The 20,486-nt window shown below is 45.7% G+C and carries 17 protein-coding genes and 1 pseudogene; 2 read left to right on the top strand and 16 right to left on the bottom strand.

Going from position 1 to position 20,486, the window contains the following annotated elements; all coding sequences use genetic code 11:
- Positions 1–51: 51 nt before the first annotated feature.
- The 3 genes from BBD42_RS07345 to BBD42_RS07355 all read right to left on the bottom strand — a co-directional run bounded on the left by BBD42_RS07345 (position 52) and on the right by BBD42_RS07355 (position 4,358).
- On the bottom strand, positions 52–2,118 hold the full coding sequence (locus tag BBD42_RS07345) for a stalk domain-containing protein (RefSeq protein WP_099517658.1): 2,067 nt from the start codon (positions 2,116–2,118) through the stop codon (positions 52–54).
- A 234-nt stretch (positions 2,119–2,352) separates the two neighbouring features.
- Complete coding sequence (locus BBD42_RS07350) at positions 2,353–3,597, bottom strand: macrolide family glycosyltransferase (protein ID WP_099517659.1); 1,245 nt, start codon at positions 3,595–3,597, stop codon at positions 2,353–2,355.
- Between the two features lie 311 nt (positions 3,598–3,908).
- The gene (locus BBD42_RS07355; RefSeq protein ID WP_056032426.1) at positions 3,909–4,358 is read right to left on the bottom strand and encodes a hypothetical protein; all 450 of its coding nucleotides are present in this window, start codon (positions 4,356–4,358) and stop codon (positions 3,909–3,911) included.
- A gap of 265 nt (positions 4,359–4,623) precedes the next feature.
- Between BBD42_RS07355 and BBD42_RS32170 the strand changes: the two are divergent.
- Positions 4,624–4,716: pseudogene (locus tag BBD42_RS32170) on the top strand (oxalate:formate antiporter); the annotation flags it as partial.
- 95 nt (positions 4,717–4,811) lie between these two features.
- On the opposite strand, the gene BBD42_RS07365 reads toward BBD42_RS32170, so the two are convergent.
- Complete coding sequence (locus BBD42_RS07365; RefSeq protein WP_099517660.1) at positions 4,812–5,630, bottom strand: methyl-accepting chemotaxis protein; 819 nt, start codon at positions 5,628–5,630, stop codon at positions 4,812–4,814.
- A 196-nt stretch (positions 5,631–5,826) separates the two neighbouring features.
- Between BBD42_RS07365 and BBD42_RS07370 the strand changes: the two genes are divergently transcribed.
- Complete coding sequence (locus BBD42_RS07370; RefSeq protein ID WP_099517661.1) at positions 5,827–7,071, top strand: hypothetical protein; 1,245 nt, start codon at positions 5,827–5,829, stop codon at positions 7,069–7,071.
- Positions 7,072–7,153: 82 nt separating this feature from the next.
- On the opposite strand, the gene BBD42_RS07375 is transcribed toward BBD42_RS07370, so the two are convergent.
- The 12 genes from BBD42_RS07375 to BBD42_RS07430 form a co-directional block, all read right to left on the bottom strand.
- The gene (locus tag BBD42_RS07375; RefSeq protein ID WP_099517662.1) at positions 7,154–7,333 is read right to left on the bottom strand and encodes a hypothetical protein; all 180 of its coding nucleotides are present in this window, start codon (positions 7,331–7,333) and stop codon (positions 7,154–7,156) included.
- Between the two features lie 314 nt (positions 7,334–7,647).
- Positions 7,648–9,555, bottom strand: a complete 1,908-nt coding sequence (locus BBD42_RS07380) for a helix-turn-helix domain-containing protein (RefSeq protein WP_172455423.1) — start codon at positions 9,553–9,555, stop codon at positions 7,648–7,650.
- A 335-nt stretch (positions 9,556–9,890) separates the two neighbouring features.
- Positions 9,891–10,913 (bottom strand): Gfo/Idh/MocA family protein, encoded by a 1,023-nt coding sequence (locus tag BBD42_RS07385; protein ID WP_099517664.1) that lies wholly within the window; start codon positions 10,911–10,913, stop codon positions 9,891–9,893.
- 35 nt (positions 10,914–10,948) lie between these two features.
- Positions 10,949–11,614, bottom strand: coding sequence for a class II aldolase/adducin family protein (locus BBD42_RS07390; RefSeq protein ID WP_099517665.1), 666 nt, complete (start codon positions 11,612–11,614; stop codon positions 10,949–10,951).
- 9 nt (positions 11,615–11,623) lie between these two features.
- Positions 11,624–12,985 (bottom strand): four-carbon acid sugar kinase family protein, encoded by a 1,362-nt coding sequence (locus tag BBD42_RS07395; RefSeq protein ID WP_099517666.1) that lies wholly within the window; start codon positions 12,983–12,985, stop codon positions 11,624–11,626.
- 4 nt (positions 12,986–12,989) lie between these two features.
- A complete protein-coding gene (locus tag BBD42_RS07400) occupies positions 12,990–13,916 on the bottom strand; it encodes a sugar phosphate isomerase/epimerase family protein (protein WP_172455424.1) in 927 nt (308 codons plus the stop codon).
- A complete protein-coding gene (locus tag BBD42_RS07405; protein ID WP_099517668.1) occupies positions 13,916–15,031 on the bottom strand; it encodes an isocitrate/isopropylmalate dehydrogenase family protein in 1,116 nt (371 codons plus the stop codon). Before BBD42_RS07405 ends, BBD42_RS07400 begins: the two co-directional genes overlap by 1 nt.
- Positions 15,018–15,788 (bottom strand): amidohydrolase family protein, encoded by a 771-nt coding sequence (locus BBD42_RS07410; RefSeq protein ID WP_099517669.1) that lies wholly within the window; start codon positions 15,786–15,788, stop codon positions 15,018–15,020. Before BBD42_RS07410 ends, BBD42_RS07405 begins: the two co-directional genes overlap by 14 nt.
- Positions 15,789–15,804: 16 nt before the next feature.
- Positions 15,805–16,620 carry a carbohydrate ABC transporter permease gene (locus BBD42_RS07415; RefSeq protein ID WP_099517670.1) on the bottom strand — a complete coding sequence of 272 codons (816 nt, stop codon included), beginning with the start codon at positions 16,618–16,620 and terminating at the stop codon, positions 15,805–15,807.
- A gap of 13 nt (positions 16,621–16,633) precedes the next feature.
- Positions 16,634–17,506 carry a carbohydrate ABC transporter permease gene (locus tag BBD42_RS07420; RefSeq protein ID WP_099517671.1) on the bottom strand — a complete coding sequence of 291 codons (873 nt, stop codon included), beginning with the start codon at positions 17,504–17,506 and terminating at the stop codon, positions 16,634–16,636.
- A 67-nt stretch (positions 17,507–17,573) separates the two neighbouring features.
- Positions 17,574–18,905, bottom strand: a complete 1,332-nt coding sequence (locus BBD42_RS07425; protein ID WP_099517672.1) for an ABC transporter substrate-binding protein — start codon at positions 18,903–18,905, stop codon at positions 17,574–17,576.
- 70 nt (positions 18,906–18,975) lie between these two features.
- Complete coding sequence (locus BBD42_RS07430) at positions 18,976–20,484, bottom strand: DUF5060 domain-containing protein (protein ID WP_172455425.1); 1,509 nt, start codon at positions 20,482–20,484, stop codon at positions 18,976–18,978.
- Between the last annotated feature and the right edge of the window lie 2 nt (positions 20,485–20,486).

Raw genomic sequence — 20,486 nt, forward strand, 5'->3', positions numbered from 1 at the left:
CTACAATTGTTTGTTTGGAATCAACCATCAAGCCCAAATATGGAATAAAACTTATTTGTTTAACAGCAAAGTACTAGCATCATCGATATCGTACAGCTTGCCCTTATTACTATTCACAAGCTGGATAATTTGCTTATAGGCTGATCCGCTTTTTGGAGCGATTGCATCCAGCACAACCTTATTCGTTTTTAGCTCGGCAATTACCTGTTTAAGCGTGAAGCCAGATTTTGCTGGAGCAGTGCCTTTATCATGAACAGAGGCATCGGTTATAAAAATGATCCTTTTGGCATTCGTTTTGCCCGATAGCTTGCTCATTGCCATATGAATAGCATCAAGTCCCGACTCGGGCTCATCTCCTCCTCCGGCGGCTTTTAATTGATCTAAATTAGTCTTTAACGCGTTTTTATTGTTGGTAAATGAATAAAATTCCAGGTTTTTGTTTTGATCAACATAATTAATATCCCTATAAGCAACTATCGCAAAATTGGAGCCGGCTGGGACGGAATCCACAAAACTTTTAACCGTTTCTTTTATATAATCGATGACTCCTCCCATACTGCCTGTAACATCTATGACAAAAACAATATCCGTAGGAGCGGTAATGCCTTTCGATATTTTTGTTAAAATAGGCGAAGAACTATTCGCTTCAGATTCTGCTTCCTTCTCGCTTTCTACAGTTGTAGGGATGATCGGCTCACTCTGAAATACAACAACTGAATTAGCTGCCACGTTCCACTCTACCAATCCGCCTAGTGCCTCGCTAACGAATCGAACAGGAACCATTGTGGTTCCATTGATTAATTGCGGTGCTGCGCTCAAAGTTATCGCCACACCGTTCACATAGGCAATGTTGGAGCCAATCGTTAATACGATGGTTTTTCCTTCTTTCGTTGCCGTAACGGTTTGAGTGGCGCTGTCCCATTCCACTTTTGCTCCCAGCGATTCAAAAATGGACCTAAACGGAACGAGTACATTCCCATTTGTATTCACCGGAGCTTGAGCATACGCTTGCATATATCCTGAAATAAACACTTTAATCTGTTTAGCTTCATTGTTAATCGGAACGAATATAGGCAGAGAAGCTGCCAATCCGCCTGATTGATTATTGGTTTTCAAATAAACATAATAACCGCCTGAAGGCAGTCCGATCTTCTTCAGTGAATAGGTTGAAGTACTGCCTGCTTTAATTCTGATTCGCCTAACGACCTCTCCACTTGCATTTTTGACCATAAGATAGGAAGTGTAGGCTGGCTGTTTAGCCTGAATGGTTATTTTAACCGTAAGCGTGTAGTTTTTGTTCAGCGTAATAGAGCCAGGATAGCTTTCGCCTCCAAGCAATTGAAATTCCGGTTCTTCCTCTGTACCTGTAGATCCAGCACCTCCCGAAACAGGACTCTCCCCTGTTTCTCCAGATGGAGGACTCACCGTCGTCCCTCCAGAAGCAGGCTGCTCTGTTGTCCCGCCAGATATTGGCTCCTCTATCGTCCCACCAGAGGATGATTGGGTACCCGCAATAGAAGTCTCCGGGAAATAAAAGTATATTGCCTCATCAGCTCTAGGTGCCCGGCGTTTTGCTAATATGGTAATGGTATAATTCTCATGGTTAAAAGTGAACTCCGAGTTGGGAACCTGGTTTCCATCTATTTTGAGAACGACTTTTTTACTCGAATTAATCACATATTTTGTAGTTAGTTTAAATACCCTTGTTGAATTATCCCCATAGGAAAGAGCATTTCCTATATAAGATCCGCCCGAAATCCCTTCTTCCCATTCAAAGGTGGGAATGATTAAGTATTTTATTGAAAGCTCCGCTCCCGGATCAGGTGCTTTGTTAATGGTTATCGCATAGTTAGTATAATCAACCGTATATTCCTCAGGTTCAATTTCTCTGGCATTAATAAACAGACGCAGCTTGGTATTACTGGCCGTAATTTTATTGGGGGTCTCGAATTTAAATACGCGGTTTTGTCCGTCTCCATCTTCCAAAATATTAACGAGGTAGTCGTTTTGCCGATATTCAAACGGGGTATAAGCATTCGCCGTCCCTGTCCAAGAGTCCAGCCCGCCGGCAAACATAATATAAACCATGAACAGCAAAATTATTTTTTTAAAATTCATACTCTCTCACTCCGTTTTCGTAAGACATGATGGGTTTATAACCTGCTGCCTTTCCTTTGAATGGAAATGGTAGCCGATACTCACTTTACCATATAAAACGGAGTGTTTATAGTAAAATATTCCTGAATTGTAGTGGTGATTTGGATTTCACCTAAGGCTCCTCCTAAATTACTATTAACATCCATTAAAACGCAAAAAAGAGCACCTGATACTGTGCTCTTTTAATAGCTTTCTTTATTCAAGCGAAGAGCTGGCCGTGGTCGATAACCGCCGACTGCCCAAAAAGCTCCCAATGGCAGCAGCAGCCTGCTTATACCCGCCAGCCTCGCGCAGCGTTTCGCCAATCACGCCAGCCTGCTCCCGGTAGGAGGCATTGCCGAGCACCTCTAATACAGCGTTCCTCAGCACCTCGGGCGTGAGGTTGTTTTTATCCACGATTACTCCCGCTCCCAGCTCCTTCACGCGGCTTGCCACACGAGGCTGATCCGAGGTTAACGGGAGCATAATCAATGGCACATTATAATACAAGGCTTCGCTCGTACTGTTCATGCCCGCATGTGTCAGAAAAGCATCTACACGCTGCAGCACTTCCAGTTGGGGAACATAAGGCCTGATGATGAAATTGTCAGGAATGAGATCTGCCACTGGCTCTAAATCGGTATCTTTCCCCGATGATAATATAAACTGTACAGGCAAATCATGAAAAGCGGTAAAGCAGAGCTTATAAAAATCAAGGTCTTTATTTAAAATCGTTCCCATTGAAATATAAACCGTCTGTTTATACGGAGCATGAAGCGGCTCATAGGAAAAATCCGGTGCATCCTTGCGCGATATAATAGATGGGCCAGTGAACACAAAGCTGTCATCCAGCGTGTCACCCATTGGTTGAAAATAACGGCTTGTATAGACAATTTTCAATTGTCCTGCATGTCCGGCAAGTTCATCCAAGGAAGGGGCAGCCACATTAAACTGGGCAGCTAGTTGCTGCGACAATTCCATGATGCCGTTATAAAGCTCCTTGACCTCCTCATCGTCATCGTCCAGTTTATTGCCCGATCCAAGCAGCTCTACAAAAACAAAGGTAGTCGTCGAGCAAACCGTTGGTATACCCAGCTTTTCGCCTAAAACTTGTCCTCCCCAGCCCATTAAGGAGTCAAAAATAATATAATCGTAGGTTTCATTTTCAGTCAGCTCCAGAACATCGGGAATAAATCGCTGAATAATATGTTTTAAAATCATATATATAAATTGATAGGGATGCTTGATTTCAAACGGCTTCATATCAGGGTTATTCATCAAGGTTGCCTCGTTGAACGAGTAAGCTCTAAATTGCACGCCGGGCTGTTCAATCTTCGTCCGGTATTTCTCCGTACAACAATAGACGACTTCATCGCCGTTCTCTACCAGCTCCTTGATCAATCCCAATGAGGGATTAATATGCCCTTCTGCAGGCATCATCACAACTAACACACGTGCCAAGTACTCCACCTCCAATAAAATTTCAATCAACTAATAGTGGGGACATTCTATCCAAATCTTTCAGACTATATGGGATAAGCGGCGTAATGAAGCTTTCGCTTCTATGGATATTTTATACATTAATACCATATTTGTAAATAGTATGTCGTTTTTTGTTTTTATAAAAGAGACAGACGCAGCGAAAGTATGCAAGCTGCTTGCTCAAAATAATAAAAACTCTACAACCTCAAGGAGGCTGTAGAGTTTCTACTGGCGGAGGCAGGAGCTATCAAGTCCATAATGCCTACCGTTATTTTATAATTAATGGATGATCACGGCACCCAAACATCTCTTTTGTAAAAGGTTACGCTGTAAGCTGCCGTATCGCTGTAGCGTCCATCTTTGCTTATTACTTTAAAATATACATTATCGTAGTCGACAAGAACCGTATCCGTTCCTGACGTATTCGTTGAAGAAGCTACCAAATTCCCTGCACTGTCATAGGCGTATAGATCGTAATCATAGCCGGAAGGAGAACCCAGCACGACAGATTTGCCATGCCCTCTGAATGTAAAGTAGTCCACATCTGTCGGGGATGATAAATAGGACCAGGCGCTTCCCCCCCAGTAAGATGGGCCATAGGGAGTGGCCACCGTTTGCGTTGGAATTTTATACGCTGTGCTTAAAGTGTCATTCGACTCGTAATTATCCGCCCAGGCGGCACCCGCAATCGATCCTGATAACAGCGTTAACATAATAGCGGAATACAATGTTTTCTTCATTTCATTCTCCCTCCATTTCTTTTGATAGATTAGCACGCCAATAAGGCTTCAAGCTTTTTCCCCGTTCTTAGAAACGTCTGCTCAGAAAAAGCCCCAAACCACCTCCTATCAAAATATGGAATTAAATTGATTATAATGTAAACGGATACAAATTGTCCACTTTTTTCTCTTTTCCTCTCTCAGCCTATATGAATGGACAAAGGATATTCAAGATGATAAGTTGGCGTCATTTTATGATCAGTCGCATTTTTGAAAAAACGCCCCCTCTCATCCGTACCCGGATGCCCAATGGATAGAGGACCGTTTCTGGGTGTGGGTTCATTACGGCGCAACGAAGCTGGGAAGAGGAGCAAGCTTCTATGGCTTGCCTTGAAAAGATACATGCTTCTTCGGAGCATTAGAAAACAAAAAGAGCACCCGCTACGGTGCTCTGCTCTTTTTCATGATGATGGGTTATAACTTCTTTGCGAATTGATTAAGCTGCTCCGACATGCGATGAACCTCTTCAATAAAGGTCAAAACCTGCCGGGAAGATACAGCCTGCTGATCCACGATGGATGTCATACTTTCAATAGATAAACGCATGCCGTTTATCGCCTCTTCGAATGTTTTCAAAGTATGCTGAATCGCGTTTGTAGAGGCAACCGTCTCATTGGACAATTTCCGTATCTCGCCCGCTACAATGCCGAATCCTTTTCCCCGATCCCCTGCATGTGCTGCTTCAATCGCCGCATTAATGCCTAATAAATTCGTCTGGTCCGCTACTTTTCTGACAATTGCTACAACTTTACCCGCTTCATCTACCTGCTCTACCGTCTGATGGGAGAGTGACAGAAGCTGCTGGGCAGATTCAGCCAATGTAAGCGAGCTATCCGCAACTTGCGAGAGCTGATTGTTAGCTTGGGATAATGAAAATGAAATTTGGTTCGCAATGGCTATTAATTCGCTCTGTTTTCGAAGCTGAATTGCTATTCCGCCAATTACGTTGCCTTTGGAATCATGAAGCGGTGTGGCCGTCCCAATAAATTCAAAACCATAAAAGGTAGCAGGAACTTCTGCCCTTAGCGCTACATTATTCCGAATCGCATGCATTAGCGGTTCCTCGTGATGCAACGGTTGGCCAACACGTATGTGCAAATCAATATTTTCGCCAGCCCAATAAGCAATAAATTTTTCTGTATCACAAATAGCAATCGATAATTCCGCAGGAACTGCCGCTTTAAAGATAGGAACCATGGTAATCAAAGCTTCAAGAGATTCTATGCTGTTCATTTTGGTGTTTCCCCTATCCATGTCTGTATATAGAAGCTTTCGTATTTTAAATATATCGCAGAAAACAAAAATACGCTATTTATTCATAGTCTGATTCATGAACGGAAGTTTTGTGAGAAGACATCATACCCCAAACCCTATGATATAATTACCATTGCTAATACAATACATACGATATTAGGAGGATTCTACTTAAATGAGAACGTTCGCTTTACGTATTCAATTGTTTTTCTTGATGGCGATTTTGACAACATTTTTATCGCACCCTGTATCTGCTGCTGACTTTACAGAGCTTCCCGAGCCACGATGGACCATAACGGTTCCAGATCACACATCAACAACTATTTTAGACAAAAATTATTACTTTCTAGGAAAAAAATATTTTCCTATTGTATCTGATTATAACGGTTCTCGTACTGGATATATGTTTCAGAATTATAGCCCCGGAGGAAAAAGCAAAACCACTTACAAGATGATGGCTTTTGACGATACGACGGGAAAGCAAAAATGGATACGCAACTCGCCTCACGTGTACAATGCATTCGATATAGACCGTAAAGGGAACTTATACTACGTTGAACAAGTAAAAATCGACAAGAAAAACTACAGCAAACTAGTCGCCCTTGATTCAAACAATAAGCAGCGATGGGCGAAAACCCTTGCTTATACTTTTAATTGGTACGTGCTAGATGATGGACGCATAGCCACTATTGATACGGTTCAAGATAAGAGCCATTTAGTTCTTTATTCAACAGAAGGTAAGCAGCTTCTTGACAGAGAATACGATGGCAGTATACGCCACATCCAAGGAAATTATGTCGGTTCCGTTAACTATGTAGGGGCTACAACGATTTTAGATATCTATTCTATTTCGGCTAACAAAAAAATCACGACTGCCAAATACCCGCAGGATTATTTTAGCTATATACATGCTGACTTCGATGTTCTCAGTGGCGGAACTCTACTTGTTCCGGTATTAGATGCAAAGACTGGAATTGAGACCTTATACGGCTATTCACCTGATGGAAAAAAGAAATGGAGCCGTATCATGCCGACACCTGAGCCTGATCGTAAAGATAGATTGTTTATGTCCGTAGGGAATCATTATCTGGTTCAGGATAAAAACACACTTACCGTGTATGATACAAATAATATGCTTGTAGCAACAAGAACCTTTAATGACTTGCCTGACCAATACACGCTGCAGCTGCTAGGGAACCAGAGCATCGCCTTCGGGGGAGTCGAGTCCAAAGGTTCTTGGTTTGAATTTGAAAAGCCATCAAAAGCAGTCTTCTACGTAGTAGATTATCGCACACTCAAAACGCAAACCTCATTAATCCTGGAACAAGCGCGGTTTGCCGAGAGAAACATACGCTTCCTGAATGCAACTACCTTTTATCTGGATATGGGTACAAGTCTTGCGAAGTATGAGCTGAAGTAAGAATATAAATACCATTTTGTAGCTGCTCTCTATTAAAAATATAATTAAAAGCCATCAACCCATACACTCGTTAGTGGATTTTCTAAAAATCCATCCAAAAAAATTGGGAGACAGCAAGCACAAGCGCAATACCATTTGCAACGATAAACAGCCACTTTTTGGCTCTTCGGCTTACGGGCTCTTGTCCTGTAAATAAAGTCCAAGCTACAATTCCATTAAACACAACCATAATAATAAGAGCCAGCCACCAATGAGCAACCATTTCGACTTCGTCCTCTCTAACCAGAATACCTATTCCATGGATTTCTCTATAAAATTACTTTGATTCCCTCTTTCCTGTCAAGCTCTAAAATGACATATTTCTACAGATTTTAATCATTAGAAGTTGATCATTTGAAGATCACCATGACAAAAAGCAAATAGTGACTCTCCACAGAAAAGAGTCACTATTTGCTTTAGGTTGGGCAGGTATTGAAGTTTTCCTAAAAAATCATGTCCAGCACCTCATCTAAACCCTGTTCTTGTCGGCTCCCGTTGAGGCAGAATCGAGATGCACTAGTTCTTTTATATCTACATTTATTTGTTGCTTTCAAGCAGCAAGTTAACAATGATGTCCAACTGTTTTTCTACTGAAATCGGATCACTGAAAAGAAATTGATTGAAATCAATATTGTAGATCTTTCCTGCTTTCCCTGCTGGGGAATTTTGAATAAGCTTCTCCACCTTCTTCAGTTCTTCCTCTGCCCCTTCATTTACAGCCAACAATAGTCGATCGCCTATAAAATCAGGAATGACCTCGGTAGATATTTCCCACGTATCGCCATTAATAACGTCTGTTTTCACTTTTTCGGTTGGCTTCAAACCAAGGTACTTGTAAAGAATATTGCCTCCCATATTCGTATCTCCATAAACAAGAACGGCATCAGGACGTACATTTAAAATCGAGAAGGTTTCATCCGCTCCAATAAACGGGGTAATCTTCTCCTTGTAATCGGCTATTTTTGTCGCAAATGCTTCATTCCATTGCTTGGCTTCCTCTTGCTTGCCGAGAATATCGCCAAACATTTCGACATCCTTAATCGGATCGTTATATTGTTCGACAACAATGGTTGGCGCGATCTGGCTCAGTGCTTCGTACCCGCCATCTACTGCCTCTGCGAACGGTGCCGTTGTAACAATCAGGTCAGGCTCAAGCGAAAGAATCTTCTCCGCATCAGGCGGAACTCCAACATCTTCGATACCGGAAGTATCATTTAATAACGAATTATTCAAAATGTAGGTGGTTGCCCCTACCGGCTTTACCCCAATTGCCATCAGCTCACCCAAATGAAAGAGGCTGACCACCCGTTGAGGCTTCACAGGAATTTCTGTTTTGCCCTTCAAATGCTCGTAAATGCGTGTTTCTGCAGCTGCGCTTTCTGTAGCGACACCCGCTGAAGCAGGCTGGGATTCCGCTGCCCCTGTATTGCTGCCTGTATTGCTGCCAGTCTGACAAGCATTCAGCAGCAAGGCTGTGCATAATAGCAGCATTGCTCCGAACGCGGGTCTTGAAAATCTAAACATGGATGTGTCCCCTTCCCCATTGCATTGATAACAAATCTCATTCTCATTATGGGAAACAAGCTTTGGGGTTACAATAGACGATTTTAACAGACGTAATGGATTATTCTGAACAGCCCGCCGATTGTCCTCCCGAAATTGAAGCGGAGAGCAGCCCGTATGCTTCTTGAATAAGCGGCTAAAATAATAAACATCCGCATAGCCAACGCTGCTAGCTATTTCCTGGATACGAGCCTCCGATCTCAGCAAAAGCTGCTTTGATTTGTGAATGCGTACATGAATCAGATATTCAATCGGGCCGGCTCCAATCTGGTTTTTGAACAAGCGAGACAAGTAGCTCGCGCTGCAGCTGTAAATCCCGGCCAATTCCTCGGCAGTAATGGCTTCCCTGTAATGCTCTTGAATATAGTGAATCGCCTCGGTTACCAAGTTCGGCCTGCTGTTTTCCATGGCCAGCGTGCGGATTTGCCGCATAACCTCATACACAAACGGAAGAAAAACCGACTGTGCCTGCAACTTGTCCATCGGGGTTGCCTGCTGCCATAAGTAATGCATGGTTTGGCACTTTTCCTGCAGAGGCAGCGACGCATAAGGAGTGAATGCATACGGTATATGGAAGCTCTCCCCATCCTCCAACGATTCACTCTCGGCTTTATACAGAAGCAAATAGCAGGCAAAGTCGTTCCCTAGCGGCATAAAATCCAGCTCCGCATCCTTCCCTCCGTGCAAAATGTGAAGGGGCTGGGTGAGATAGACCGTTCCCGACAGACTCACTCTTGCCTCTCCATGGGTAGTAACTACGAAAAAGCCCGTATGCGCCACAAAGCGCTCAGGAACCGTTCCTTTCTCTACACTGTACTGCCGAATATCCAGCAGTCTAACTGCGGCCCGGCTCCACCGTTCGATGTGGGCTTCCCAATCCATACGTTCTCCCCCTCTCTCTGTTACCATGTATTTAAGCATTGCTTCATTGCTAAAATGATTAGAGCCTTGTTCATACTTGAAACCGAAGGATAGATTATGTATTTTCAAAGCTGCTCTTATTTAATGCACGTTCATAAATAGTATCATATAAATAGAAAAGACACCCCGCATGGTGTCTTTTTAAGGTGAAAATAAATCGAGAACTACTTATTTTATTTGTATGAATACAAATCAATGCAGGCAATCATTCATATCCGCCATAATTCCTATCCCCGCCAGCAACGCAAGAAAAAAAGTTCCATTAAGTTGAACATACGTTTTGCAGCCTTCAGCATTTATAACGCGACATTTCCTTTATGCTGCATGGAATCGTAACACGAGAACAAAATTCTCATATTGGTCAAATAATCAGAACCAGACGTTTCAAACCCTCTGCCCTCTGCAAGACAATCTACAAAGTGCCGCTGAGTGGCTATTGCGCTGCCTCCCTTATACCCACTAGGGATCTCATATACAAATTCTGTTTCAGTGCCGCCCCTGTTGATTAAAAATATCCTCCCTTCCTCGTCAAGGCGAAGCTTGCCTTCCGTCCCCTCGATGACCATATTCCCGTAGGTCGGGGAACGATTGATAGGGGTATAAGCGACCCGATTGGCATCATAGACGGCAACCATCCCACTAGAAAAATTCGCGAACATAATTGACAAATCTTCGCCGCGTATGACCGGGTTAATCCGGCGCGATTGACAGTATACGCTGCTGATCTCTCCAAATAAAAACCGGAAAGTATCGATAAAGTGGATACCCGTCTCGAACATCAGAAACCGTTCCATCTCCCTGAAATACGGCTGAACAGGGTACGGGCTCTCCCCCCAGCCATCTCCTGGGCGCATAGCAAAGTTGGCATAAAAAATTTCACCAAGCTGCCCCTCTTCCAAAACCCTCTTAATGTGGCGATACCAGGGCTGCCACCGCCAATTTTCATTCACCATAAGAGGCACATTGCGTTCTGCTGCATAACGTACGAGCTCTTCGCTTTCCGATAAGGTGGGCGCGAGCGGTTTTTGGCACAGCACAGGCAGCCCCAAATCTACAGCAAATCGAACATACTCGAAATGCGAAGCAGGCGGTGTGCAAATATCAATAAAATCCGGGTTTACCTCCCTGATCATCTGGTCAAAATCATGAAAACTCAGCATTTCATATTTGCTGGCAAGCTGATCCGCCTTCGCAGCATCAATGTCGTAGATCGCCACCATTTCAGCATCGCTAACGGATTGCCAAGCTTCCAGCTGTACATCGGAAAAATGGCCAGCGCCAATAATAACGCCTTTGTATTTCACTTTTCTCCCCATCATTTCATCACTACCCCAATCATCTGTCTGTTTGCTGTTTAATACGTTCTACGCGGTTTATATCCTGCGTTATTTAAGAAATCCGCCGAAACTTCGGAAGACAATGCTTGTAGAGAAATACCGCCTATTTGCGCCGTAATAATCATGCGGCTAACCATTTCCAGTGTTTCCAGCGCCATTCTGGCTTCCTTAATGCTCGAGTCGAAAACGATTACGCCGTGATTTTTCAAAATGATAATATTGGCATCCTCGCTTTTTTTCCCGACAGCCGCTCCCAGCTCATGCGAACCCGGATGAAAATAATCCACGTAGGCAACGCGCTCCAAATAATACATGCTCTCTACGAAGAGCTCAGACTTGTAAGAAATATTCGTACAAGACATCATGGTTGACCAGAAGGGGGAGGCATGGAGAATGGCTTGTGCATCCGGGCGATGCTTGTAAATTTCGGCATGCATCGGAATCTCTTTGGAAGGCTTCAATGTTCCTTCCCATTCCCTTGACTCAATGTCCACTTGGACAAGATCCGGCGGCGACAACTGCCCCATATCGGTTCCAGATCCTGTAATAATCATTTTATTGTCAGAAAGGCGAGCGCTAATATTGCCGGAATTGCCCCATGCCAGCTCCCTATTCAGCATATATTGGCCCAATTGGCACAGCTGCTGTTTTATTTCATTCCTTCTACTTTCCAACTCATTCATACAAGAACCTCACTTTCCGCCGGAAGCCACTCTCATGAAATAGTCCGGCTGTCCAAGCTGTCCGCCCTTCAGCGCAATCTCTATCCGATCCACCGCCCGATCCCGAGAGTATCCTCGGCATAGCGGCGCGCCCGGTGCCGTTCGCTGTACCAGCTCAAGTGCATCTATCCCCATAGATAATGCTGCAAAACCCGACGTGTCCCCTCCCGCCAATACAAGGCGTTCGATGCCAAGCCCTTCAACCAGCCGTTTTCCGATTTCGCCCAGAGTACCCCCGATGAGCTGGCCCGTGCTTGAAACCCTTTCGCCGCGCCGCTTCAGCTCCTCATGCAGCAGCATAATGCTCTCGTCCTCCGGTCCGTCTGCGGTATATAGGATCAGGCTGCTGCCTTCCCGCCACAGCTTCTTTACTTCATGAAGCAAGCGCTCACAGACCGCTTCGCTTTTTTTCTCATCCAATAGCTCAAGAACATCGACCTTAAGCTTTCGGAAGCCATTTTCAACAGCCTCATGAATTTGCATATTCGTAATCGGAGAACAGCTGCCGGACAGCACCAACGTTTGCTTCGCCTCCAGCCTCTGCTCAACCCGGCTCTCAAGCGCGTATTTTTCCTTCCAATAGGAAGCAAGGGAAAGCGACAGGCCTGAAGAACCGACTGCAAACATAGGCTGCTGTTCTCCGGCACTGCCGAGGAGCTGGCCAATCGCACGCGTATGCTCCTCGTTTATCGCATCGAACAGGATGGCATGCTTCTCTCTTTGAAGCGAGCTTGCCCACCGTGCTTGCCGCTCATCCGCGGGAAGCTCAAGCTCCGTCACGGAATATAGGGAAATTGTCCCCTTCATTTGCTCTGAGAAATGGCGCAGCAAATCGGCCTCCATCATAGGAGTGACAGGGTGCGTAGACATGGAAGGATGCCGATCCAGCCGATAAATTTGATCCCGATATCCGGCATAATGATTTCCGTACACCGTATACCGCTTTAATTGCGGAGCAGCCACAAGCACGGGAATTGCCCCCTGATCGCGGTACAGTTCTTTCCCGAGCTCAATTACCTTTCCGATACTGCCGATCTCAGGGGAAGAATCGGCGGTCGAGCACATTTTGTAATGCAGCATTTTCGGGCGCAGCTGCTTTAATTGCAGCAGCAAAGGGGCAAGCTCTTCTTCCATCACGCTTGGGCTCATCGTCCGCGCCGTACCCGCTACTCCTACGCAATGAACGCCCGGAAAGGCATCCATTCTTTCCTTTGTAGGAGGCTGAATGAACAACACCGTCCTCATGCCCTGCCCCTCCAGCACCTCAAGCGCATCCGTGGAGCCGGTAAAATCGTCGGCATAATAAGCCATTAATAAAGAGCTGTCTGTCATTTTCCTACTCCCCCATTTCACGGAGAAATTTACGCCATGCAAGCTGCAGCGTTCGTTTGGCGTTCGCAATAAGATCTGCGGGCCTATCCACCGCTGCACAAATCAATTCGAAGCTTATTGCAGAAGAATGTGCATGGTGAATATATCCTGTCTTCAATAGCGCATGGAAAAAAGACACTAGCTGTTCGACATCGTTTTCGCCAGCAGGATATCCGAAATAAGGATGAGAATCGCCATATCGCCTATCATCCGATTTCATGACCGTATTTCCAACGTGGACATGTCCGATCCATGGACCTAGCTCTTGAACAGCAGCAGCAATATCAGCCCGAACCATAGGGATATGGCTTAAATCGAGCAGCAGCTTCACTTGGCTCGCAGAACTGATGAACTGCTGAAATAACTGTACGGTATTCTCTACAGAGCCAATCAATCGTTTTTTGTCCACATCGAAGTCGAACATTTCCACGAGCAGCTTGATGTCGCGTGCTTGCGCGTGCTCGCTGAGAATAAGAATGGATTCCGCAAATCGCTCCATTGCCTCGCACTTGCTTCCTTCATGGTTCGGCCCGCTGATGAGCTCAAGCATATCGGCACCGACAGCCTCCGCTTCCGACAAGCAGCTAAGCATTCGTTCAATGGCATGCAACCGCACCGATCGGTCCGCGCTTCCCAAATCCAGCTGCTCGCGAAATATAACGGGCTGCGCCAAGTAGCTGTTTTTCACGCGGCAAACGTCCAGCCGATTTTTCAAAATCGTTTGCAGTTGATGACTGCCAATGCCAGAGAGCTCAACCCTCTGAAAATAGGAATCATGCAAGACATAATCGACAGCTTGCAGCAAGCCCTCATCTACCCGGGCAGCATCTGGGAACATGGCGTTAAGCACGATACCCAGCTCTAAATGATCTTCCACTTTTGGCGTAAACATTATCGAGCCCATACATCCGCCGAGTTTTGCAAAGCTTCAACAACCGCACTGCCAACCTCGGATGTGCTGCTTTTTCCGCCAATATCCGCTGTTTTGGCTCCGCCGTTCGCTAAAATGTGTTTGACTGCCTGCTCAATTCCATCGCCCGCAGCAATCAGCGTTTGATCTCCATGCTTGTCTCCAAGCCAATTGAGCATCATCGAGAGGGACAAAATCATCGCATAAGGGTTAGCGATATTTTTACCCGCAATGGACGGCGCCGTACCGTGTGCCGGCTGGAACAAGGCGTGCTGATCGCCGATATCGCCTGAAGGCGCCATTCCAAGCCCTCCAACGGTAGCAGAAGAAAGGTCGGAAATAATGTCGGCAAACATGTTCTCTGCCACGACCACATCAAACATCTGCGGGTTCATGACTTGAAACAAGGTCATCGCATCGACATATACATAATCCCTTTTCAGATTCAAAAATTGCTCTCCGACACTATCAAACACTTTACGGAAATAAGCATAGGAGCTCAGTACATTCGCTTTATCCACGCATGTCACCATCGACGCTCCGTCCGAAATACGCCCGTTCCTTTTCTCAGCCAAGCGGAAGGCATAACGGGATATTTTCTCAATGCCCGTCTTGGTCATAATAATGGTGTCCGTCGCGACCTCGCCTCGCACATTGCAGCCGCCCGTGCGCGAAGCATAGAGGCCTTCAATATTTTCCCTTACGATGACATAATCGATGCCTTTGCTAACATCCCGAAGAGGGCTGACGATCCCGTCATAGAGCTTGACCGGTCTAACGCCGGCGTATAAATCCAAGTCAAATCGCAAGCGGAAAATAACATCGCCGTTCACTTCCCGGCCATCGGGATGGCGCGCTTCAGGCAGGCCGATGGCGCCCATAAGAATCGCATCCGCTTCCTTGCAATGATTAAACGTGTCCTCCGGCATCGTGATTCCTGTTCGCAAATATCGCTCGGCACCCGCGTCAAATGATTCCGCTTCAAATCTCACATCGTTCAGATGCGATTGGACGGTTTCTAATACTTTTAAAGCTTCGTTCGTAATTTCCGTTCCGATGCCATCGCCAGGCAATACGGCTATTTTATAAACCTTCACTTATCGTCACTCCTTCATAATTTAAGTTAAAAATACGCTTCGCATTATGATGAAAAATATCGTCAAGCTGCTCCTCTGAAAGCCCGATAGAACGATATTTCATAATTTCCACAGGCAAGTTGGTGACATGGTCTGATCCCATAATCAATCGCTGATGCCCGATCGCGCTTACCATCTTCTGCACCGTGTAAGTCTGGCACCATGACGGCTCCAGAATGATATTTTCGCAGGTTTTAGCCGCTACAATGGCCTCATCGGTATAGATTGCAAAGCCGGCATGAGCCAGGACAAAGGTGACCTCCGGAAATCTCCGAGCGGGCTCGATTAATAAAGCGGGCAAGGAAAACGGCGTGCCCAAGCCTGTGTGCACGATTACGGGGATGTTCAGCCTTTTCGCCGTTTCATATATTTTCGTGCAGCGGTCCGATAGCGGAGAGATATTATGTCCCATCGGATGAAGCTTGGCAGCTACGAACCCCCACTCCTTAACGCACTGCTCTAATTGCAGAACATATGGCTCTTCCTCCATCCAAGGGTCCAAACTCGCAATGCCATAAAATTTTCCCGGATGCCGGCTTGCCAAATCTGCAATTTGCGCATGAATATCCTGAATATTTGCGAGAGTCGGCTGAGGCATGACCAAGCTTGCCGCCACGCCGTTACGCTCCATCGATTCCAGAAGCTCTGTTTCGGTCGTCGTAACTCCGGAAAATTTAGAAGTGCCAAGATGAACATGTGTATCAATGATTGGTAGCATGCAGGTTCCTCCGTTCTTATCCTTTCACGGCGCCGGCAGTCATGCCCGCAACCACTTTCTCTTGGAAGAGGATGTATAGAATAACGACTGGAATCATGGTAATTGCCAATCCCGCTGTCATCGGCCCGTAATCGGTCATATACTCGCCCTTCATCCCGTAGATGCCTTGCGTTAAGGTTTTTAAATCCGGGTCAGAAATTAAAACGTAAGCGAACAAATATTCATTCCAGCAGCTAAGCAAAGCCAGTATGCCAACTGTAGCCAATCCCGGTGTGGACAAGGGCAGAATAATAGAAAAGAAGGTACGGTACCGGCCCGCGCCATCAACAATTGCTGCCTCTTCCAATTCTTTAGGGAGCGTCTTCATAAAGGATACTAGGACAAAAATCGTAAGCGACAAGCTGCCGACAATATACATCAGTATCAAGCCAAGATGGGTATTGATAAGATGAAATCCCTTTAAAATAGAAAAGGTCGGAATTAAGATGGTTTGGCCAGGAATCATAATCCCCAGGCTAAAAAACGTATACAGCAGCATGCTTGGATATACGCGTGCCAAAACGTAAGAAGCCATCGCTCCAAATAATAAAATAAGTGCTACAGAGATAAGTGTGATATAGGTTGTGTTGACGAAATTAGCCCCGATATTTCCGCTGGTCCATGCTTTGACGTAATTTTCAAACTGCCATTCCTTAGGCAGCGAGAAGGGATGGCTATAAATCTCGGAATTCGTTTTGAAAGAGCTGAGAAAAACCCAAAGGAACGGGAAAATGGTCGTCACGCTGTACAAGGCGAGCAGCACATAATTAAATGATTTCTTTGCAAAAGGCACGTTTATCCTCCTTTCAATACTCTAGCGAATCTTTGCTGGAAAGCTTCTTAAACAGGACCGTGAATACGAGCGCGTAAGCAGCAATCGTAACGGAAACCGCGCTGGCATAGCCGAACTCGTAGGAACCGAACCCTTTCATAAACATATAAACGGAGGCAAATGCTGAAGCCACGCCCGGTCCTCCTTGCGTAATCGCCCAAGCATGATCGAACATTTTGAGAGCGCCGGTAACGCCCAAAATGATACAAACCTGCAGCACATCCCACAGCATGGGAATGACGATGCTAAAGAACGTACGAATGGATGAAGCGCCGTCGATTTCAGCGCTTTCGAAGGTTTCCTTCGGAATCGCCTGTAAGGCAGCTAGCAAAATGATGAAGAACAAGCCGATCGTTTGCCATACCTGCGGCGCAGCTACAGCGAAGAGAACGATATCCGGATCGGACAGCCAATTTTGCTTTAAAAACGATAGCCCGATCGCATCCAGCACTTTATTCAGCATTCCAGCTTCCGCATAAATCAAGGAGAACATTAGACCGATCGCCATTGGCGCAATGACAACCGGAAGGAAATAAACCGTTCTGAAAAATTTAAAGCCCCTTTTGATTTGAGAAATTAAATAGGCCAAAATTAATGCCACCGGAATTTTAATAGTCAGGGTTAGAAAGACGAGCCACAATGTATTTTGCATCGACTTCCAATAATCCGCATCCCGCCACAGATCCGAGAAATTGCCAAACCCGATAAACTCGGGCTTCTGCACGGCATCCCACTCCGTCATGCTGTAATAACCGGAGAACAGGACAGGAACAATAAAGAACGCTAAAAAAAGAAGGATGGCCGGCGCTAAAAAGATAACGGAGAATAAAGCTTTCTTTTGATTCATGCAATCACCTTTACCTATTGTGTCTTTGAAGGAGAGGTGCTGGCCTCTCCTCTGTCATTACGCTTGATTACTTTTTCTCTCCGGCTACTGCTTCATTAATTTTCTTGATAAAGTCCTCAGGGGTAACTACTCCTGCGAACAGTTCATCCATTGAACGATTGAAAACCTCCGTTGATTTTGCCCCAGGCAGCTTGGATTTCGTAAACGGCACGACACTGTACGGATTGGTAAAAGCGTAAACTTTAACAGCGAACGGGTCCAAATTGCCGACAGCTGTTTCTAACGATTTCGCCGGCATCATGCCTGCGCCGGCCAATGCAGCGTTCATTTGATCAGACAGCATGGCGTCAGCTAACGCAATGACTGCCTCTTTTTTGGCTGGGTCCTCGAAGGAAGCTTTACTGATGACCAAACTCATCGTGTAGCCGCCGATGGTATATGATGCAGGGTCATTTACGGCACCATCCATCTTAGGGAAATGTATTAATTCGGATTTTTCTTTAATCTCTTGGCTTAAATTAGGAAGCGACCACGGCAAAGTGAATATCATTGCCGCCTTGCCTTCATTATATGGAACTACCGAAGGGGCCCAATCGCCGCTGGCTACCGTGTCATCCGGAAATACCTTTAGCGATTTCATCTCATTGATTATTTGTGCAGCTTTCTTGAAAGCATCCGCATTAAACGTATGCTCCGTGCTTAACTTCTCCGCAGCTTCTACACCGCCCGCAAATTGCGTTGCGATTGCCGAGAAGAACCAATGGCCCGGGTTGGAGCCTTTGCTTCCCATCGAGAGCGGAATGATACCGTTTTCACGTAAAACCTTGGAAACCTGCTTAAATTCCTCATAAGTGGTAGGCGGTTGAAGCTGATACTTGTCAAAGATTTCTTTGTTATAAAGGAAAAACGCTTTGGATGCTTCGAGCGGCACTAAATAAGCCTTGCCATCCACTGATGTACTATCCCACGCTCCTTGGGACCATTGTTCTTTTTTTATCGATGGGCTTGCCGCAAAATAATCCGCCATATTCAGCGCAACGTCCCCGTCAATCAATGGACGCATAAACGATTCTCCAGCCCAGTACATAAACACATCCGGCGTATTTCCGCTCGCCATGTCTACCTTCAGCTTTGTCTTGAGCTCGTCTCCCGGTGCAAACTCCTCGACTAATTCGATATCGGGATGGGCCGCCCGAAATTCATCAAGCTGCTGCTTAAATACTCCGGCCTTTCCATCCGTACCGCCCCAGGTGTGTGCTAAACGAATTTTGACGCTTTTGCTTCCGCTTGTCGCAGCGCTCTCCCCGTTGCTGCTCTTTCCGGCTGACGAGCAGCCCGCTATTACCAGCATGACCGCCATAACCAAAACAAGCGTAAATCTGATTCCCCTTTTAAACATCTTTCTTTACCTCCCCTTGTCTTGTTGTCTATTGAAAGCATAATAATGCGATCAATCACAGCCTGTGGCGCTAAACCTCGCGTCTAAAGTATCCGACGGAGCTCTCGGCTTCAAACGGGCTTTTTATATCCCCGCTTCCCCCGTCGACCAGAACGAGCTCCGCTTCTACCCGCTCGCCTGTCCATATATTCATCCAGTAGCCCTTCCACCTTTTAGGAAGGAAATCGGTAATTAAATTGGTCATGCCTTTCTTTGCATACAGCACCATCTCGGATTGATTCTGATCCGTTAAGCAGCGGCCGGCCCATTGTCGAACCAAAAGCGGCTGCGGAACAAGCGAGGTCCAGTCGATTTCTGTGAAAAATTGCTTCATGAATGAATATCCCGGCAAGCATAGCGACTTCGCGTTCCAATCCACGATATCCCAAGCATGGTCTGTGTAGTAGTGAGTCGGATAGCCGCCAGCCATAACGACCTCGTACGCCCTTTCCAATACTTCAAGCGGCTCCTGATCCCAGCCCCATGCGCCTCCGTTAATATCCCCTTGCGGATGCTCATAGCCAAATTCTTCGTTAATGATCGGAATATTGCGGAGGGAATGCTGATGCAGAATCGAATGGTAAATATCCCAATGATTCTGATCGGTAACAAAATCAATTAGCGACTGAGTGCTCGGATCATAAGTAAAGCACTTGTCATCATGAATGGTCGTCATATGACCGTAGGCATCCAAATCTCGCATTCTTCTCAAGCGAGCCGCAATGTATGCCTTGTCAGGCTCATAATAGCTTTCCTTGCTAAAGTTCCAAATCACATTCGGAAAGGCTTGATATCGCGCAACAAAATGATCAAAATACAAATCCTCTTCCGGAGAAAGCCGCACTGGCCAATTTACAAGCTTGTTATATACCTTCATATAAATGTGTGCTTGCATGCCCCGTTCGTGCAGTGCCCACATCATTCGATCGAAGTGAGCAAAATAAGCTTCATTCAACTGACTGTAATCATGAGCCTCATGCTCCCCTAGCCACGGCAGAATCAAAGGCGGGCCATAATCAAACTCCGTTGTATTGCCTCCCCGCCACAATGTGTCGTGAGCATAGGAATTGATAAACAGATGGTTGAACCCATGAGCCGCCAGATCATCAAGCAATCGCTCCGTGCGATACAGGTTTTCTGACATTTGGTCCACCGACCATAGCCAGTTCACCTCGTAGCCCAGGGAGAAGAATGGCGTCCCATCGTGATGAACAAAATGTCTAGGATGGTTAGGATCAACCATCAAGACGCCATGCTTATTCGGGTTGGATGGAGATACCGCTTCAATCGAAAACGTCTTTCCTGACAATTCTGGCAACGAAGATTCAGTAACTAGACTCCATTCGCCAACAGAGATGGGTGAAAAACGAATGCACCATACGTTTTCTTTTTTATAGAAGCCCGGAATTTCTAAAGCTTCGCCTTGCGGGCCTTTAGCAACCGCTTTCAAATCGACCTGATAAGGGTTTACGGTCTGGCTCCCTACAAGATCAATATCCAATGGATCGTATAGACCGGTTTTATTTTTGCTCGTTTCCACTT

The sequence above is a fragment of the Paenibacillus sp. BIHB 4019 genome, from assembly GCF_002741035.1.
GTDB lineage: Bacteria > Bacillota > Bacilli > Paenibacillales > Paenibacillaceae > Pristimantibacillus.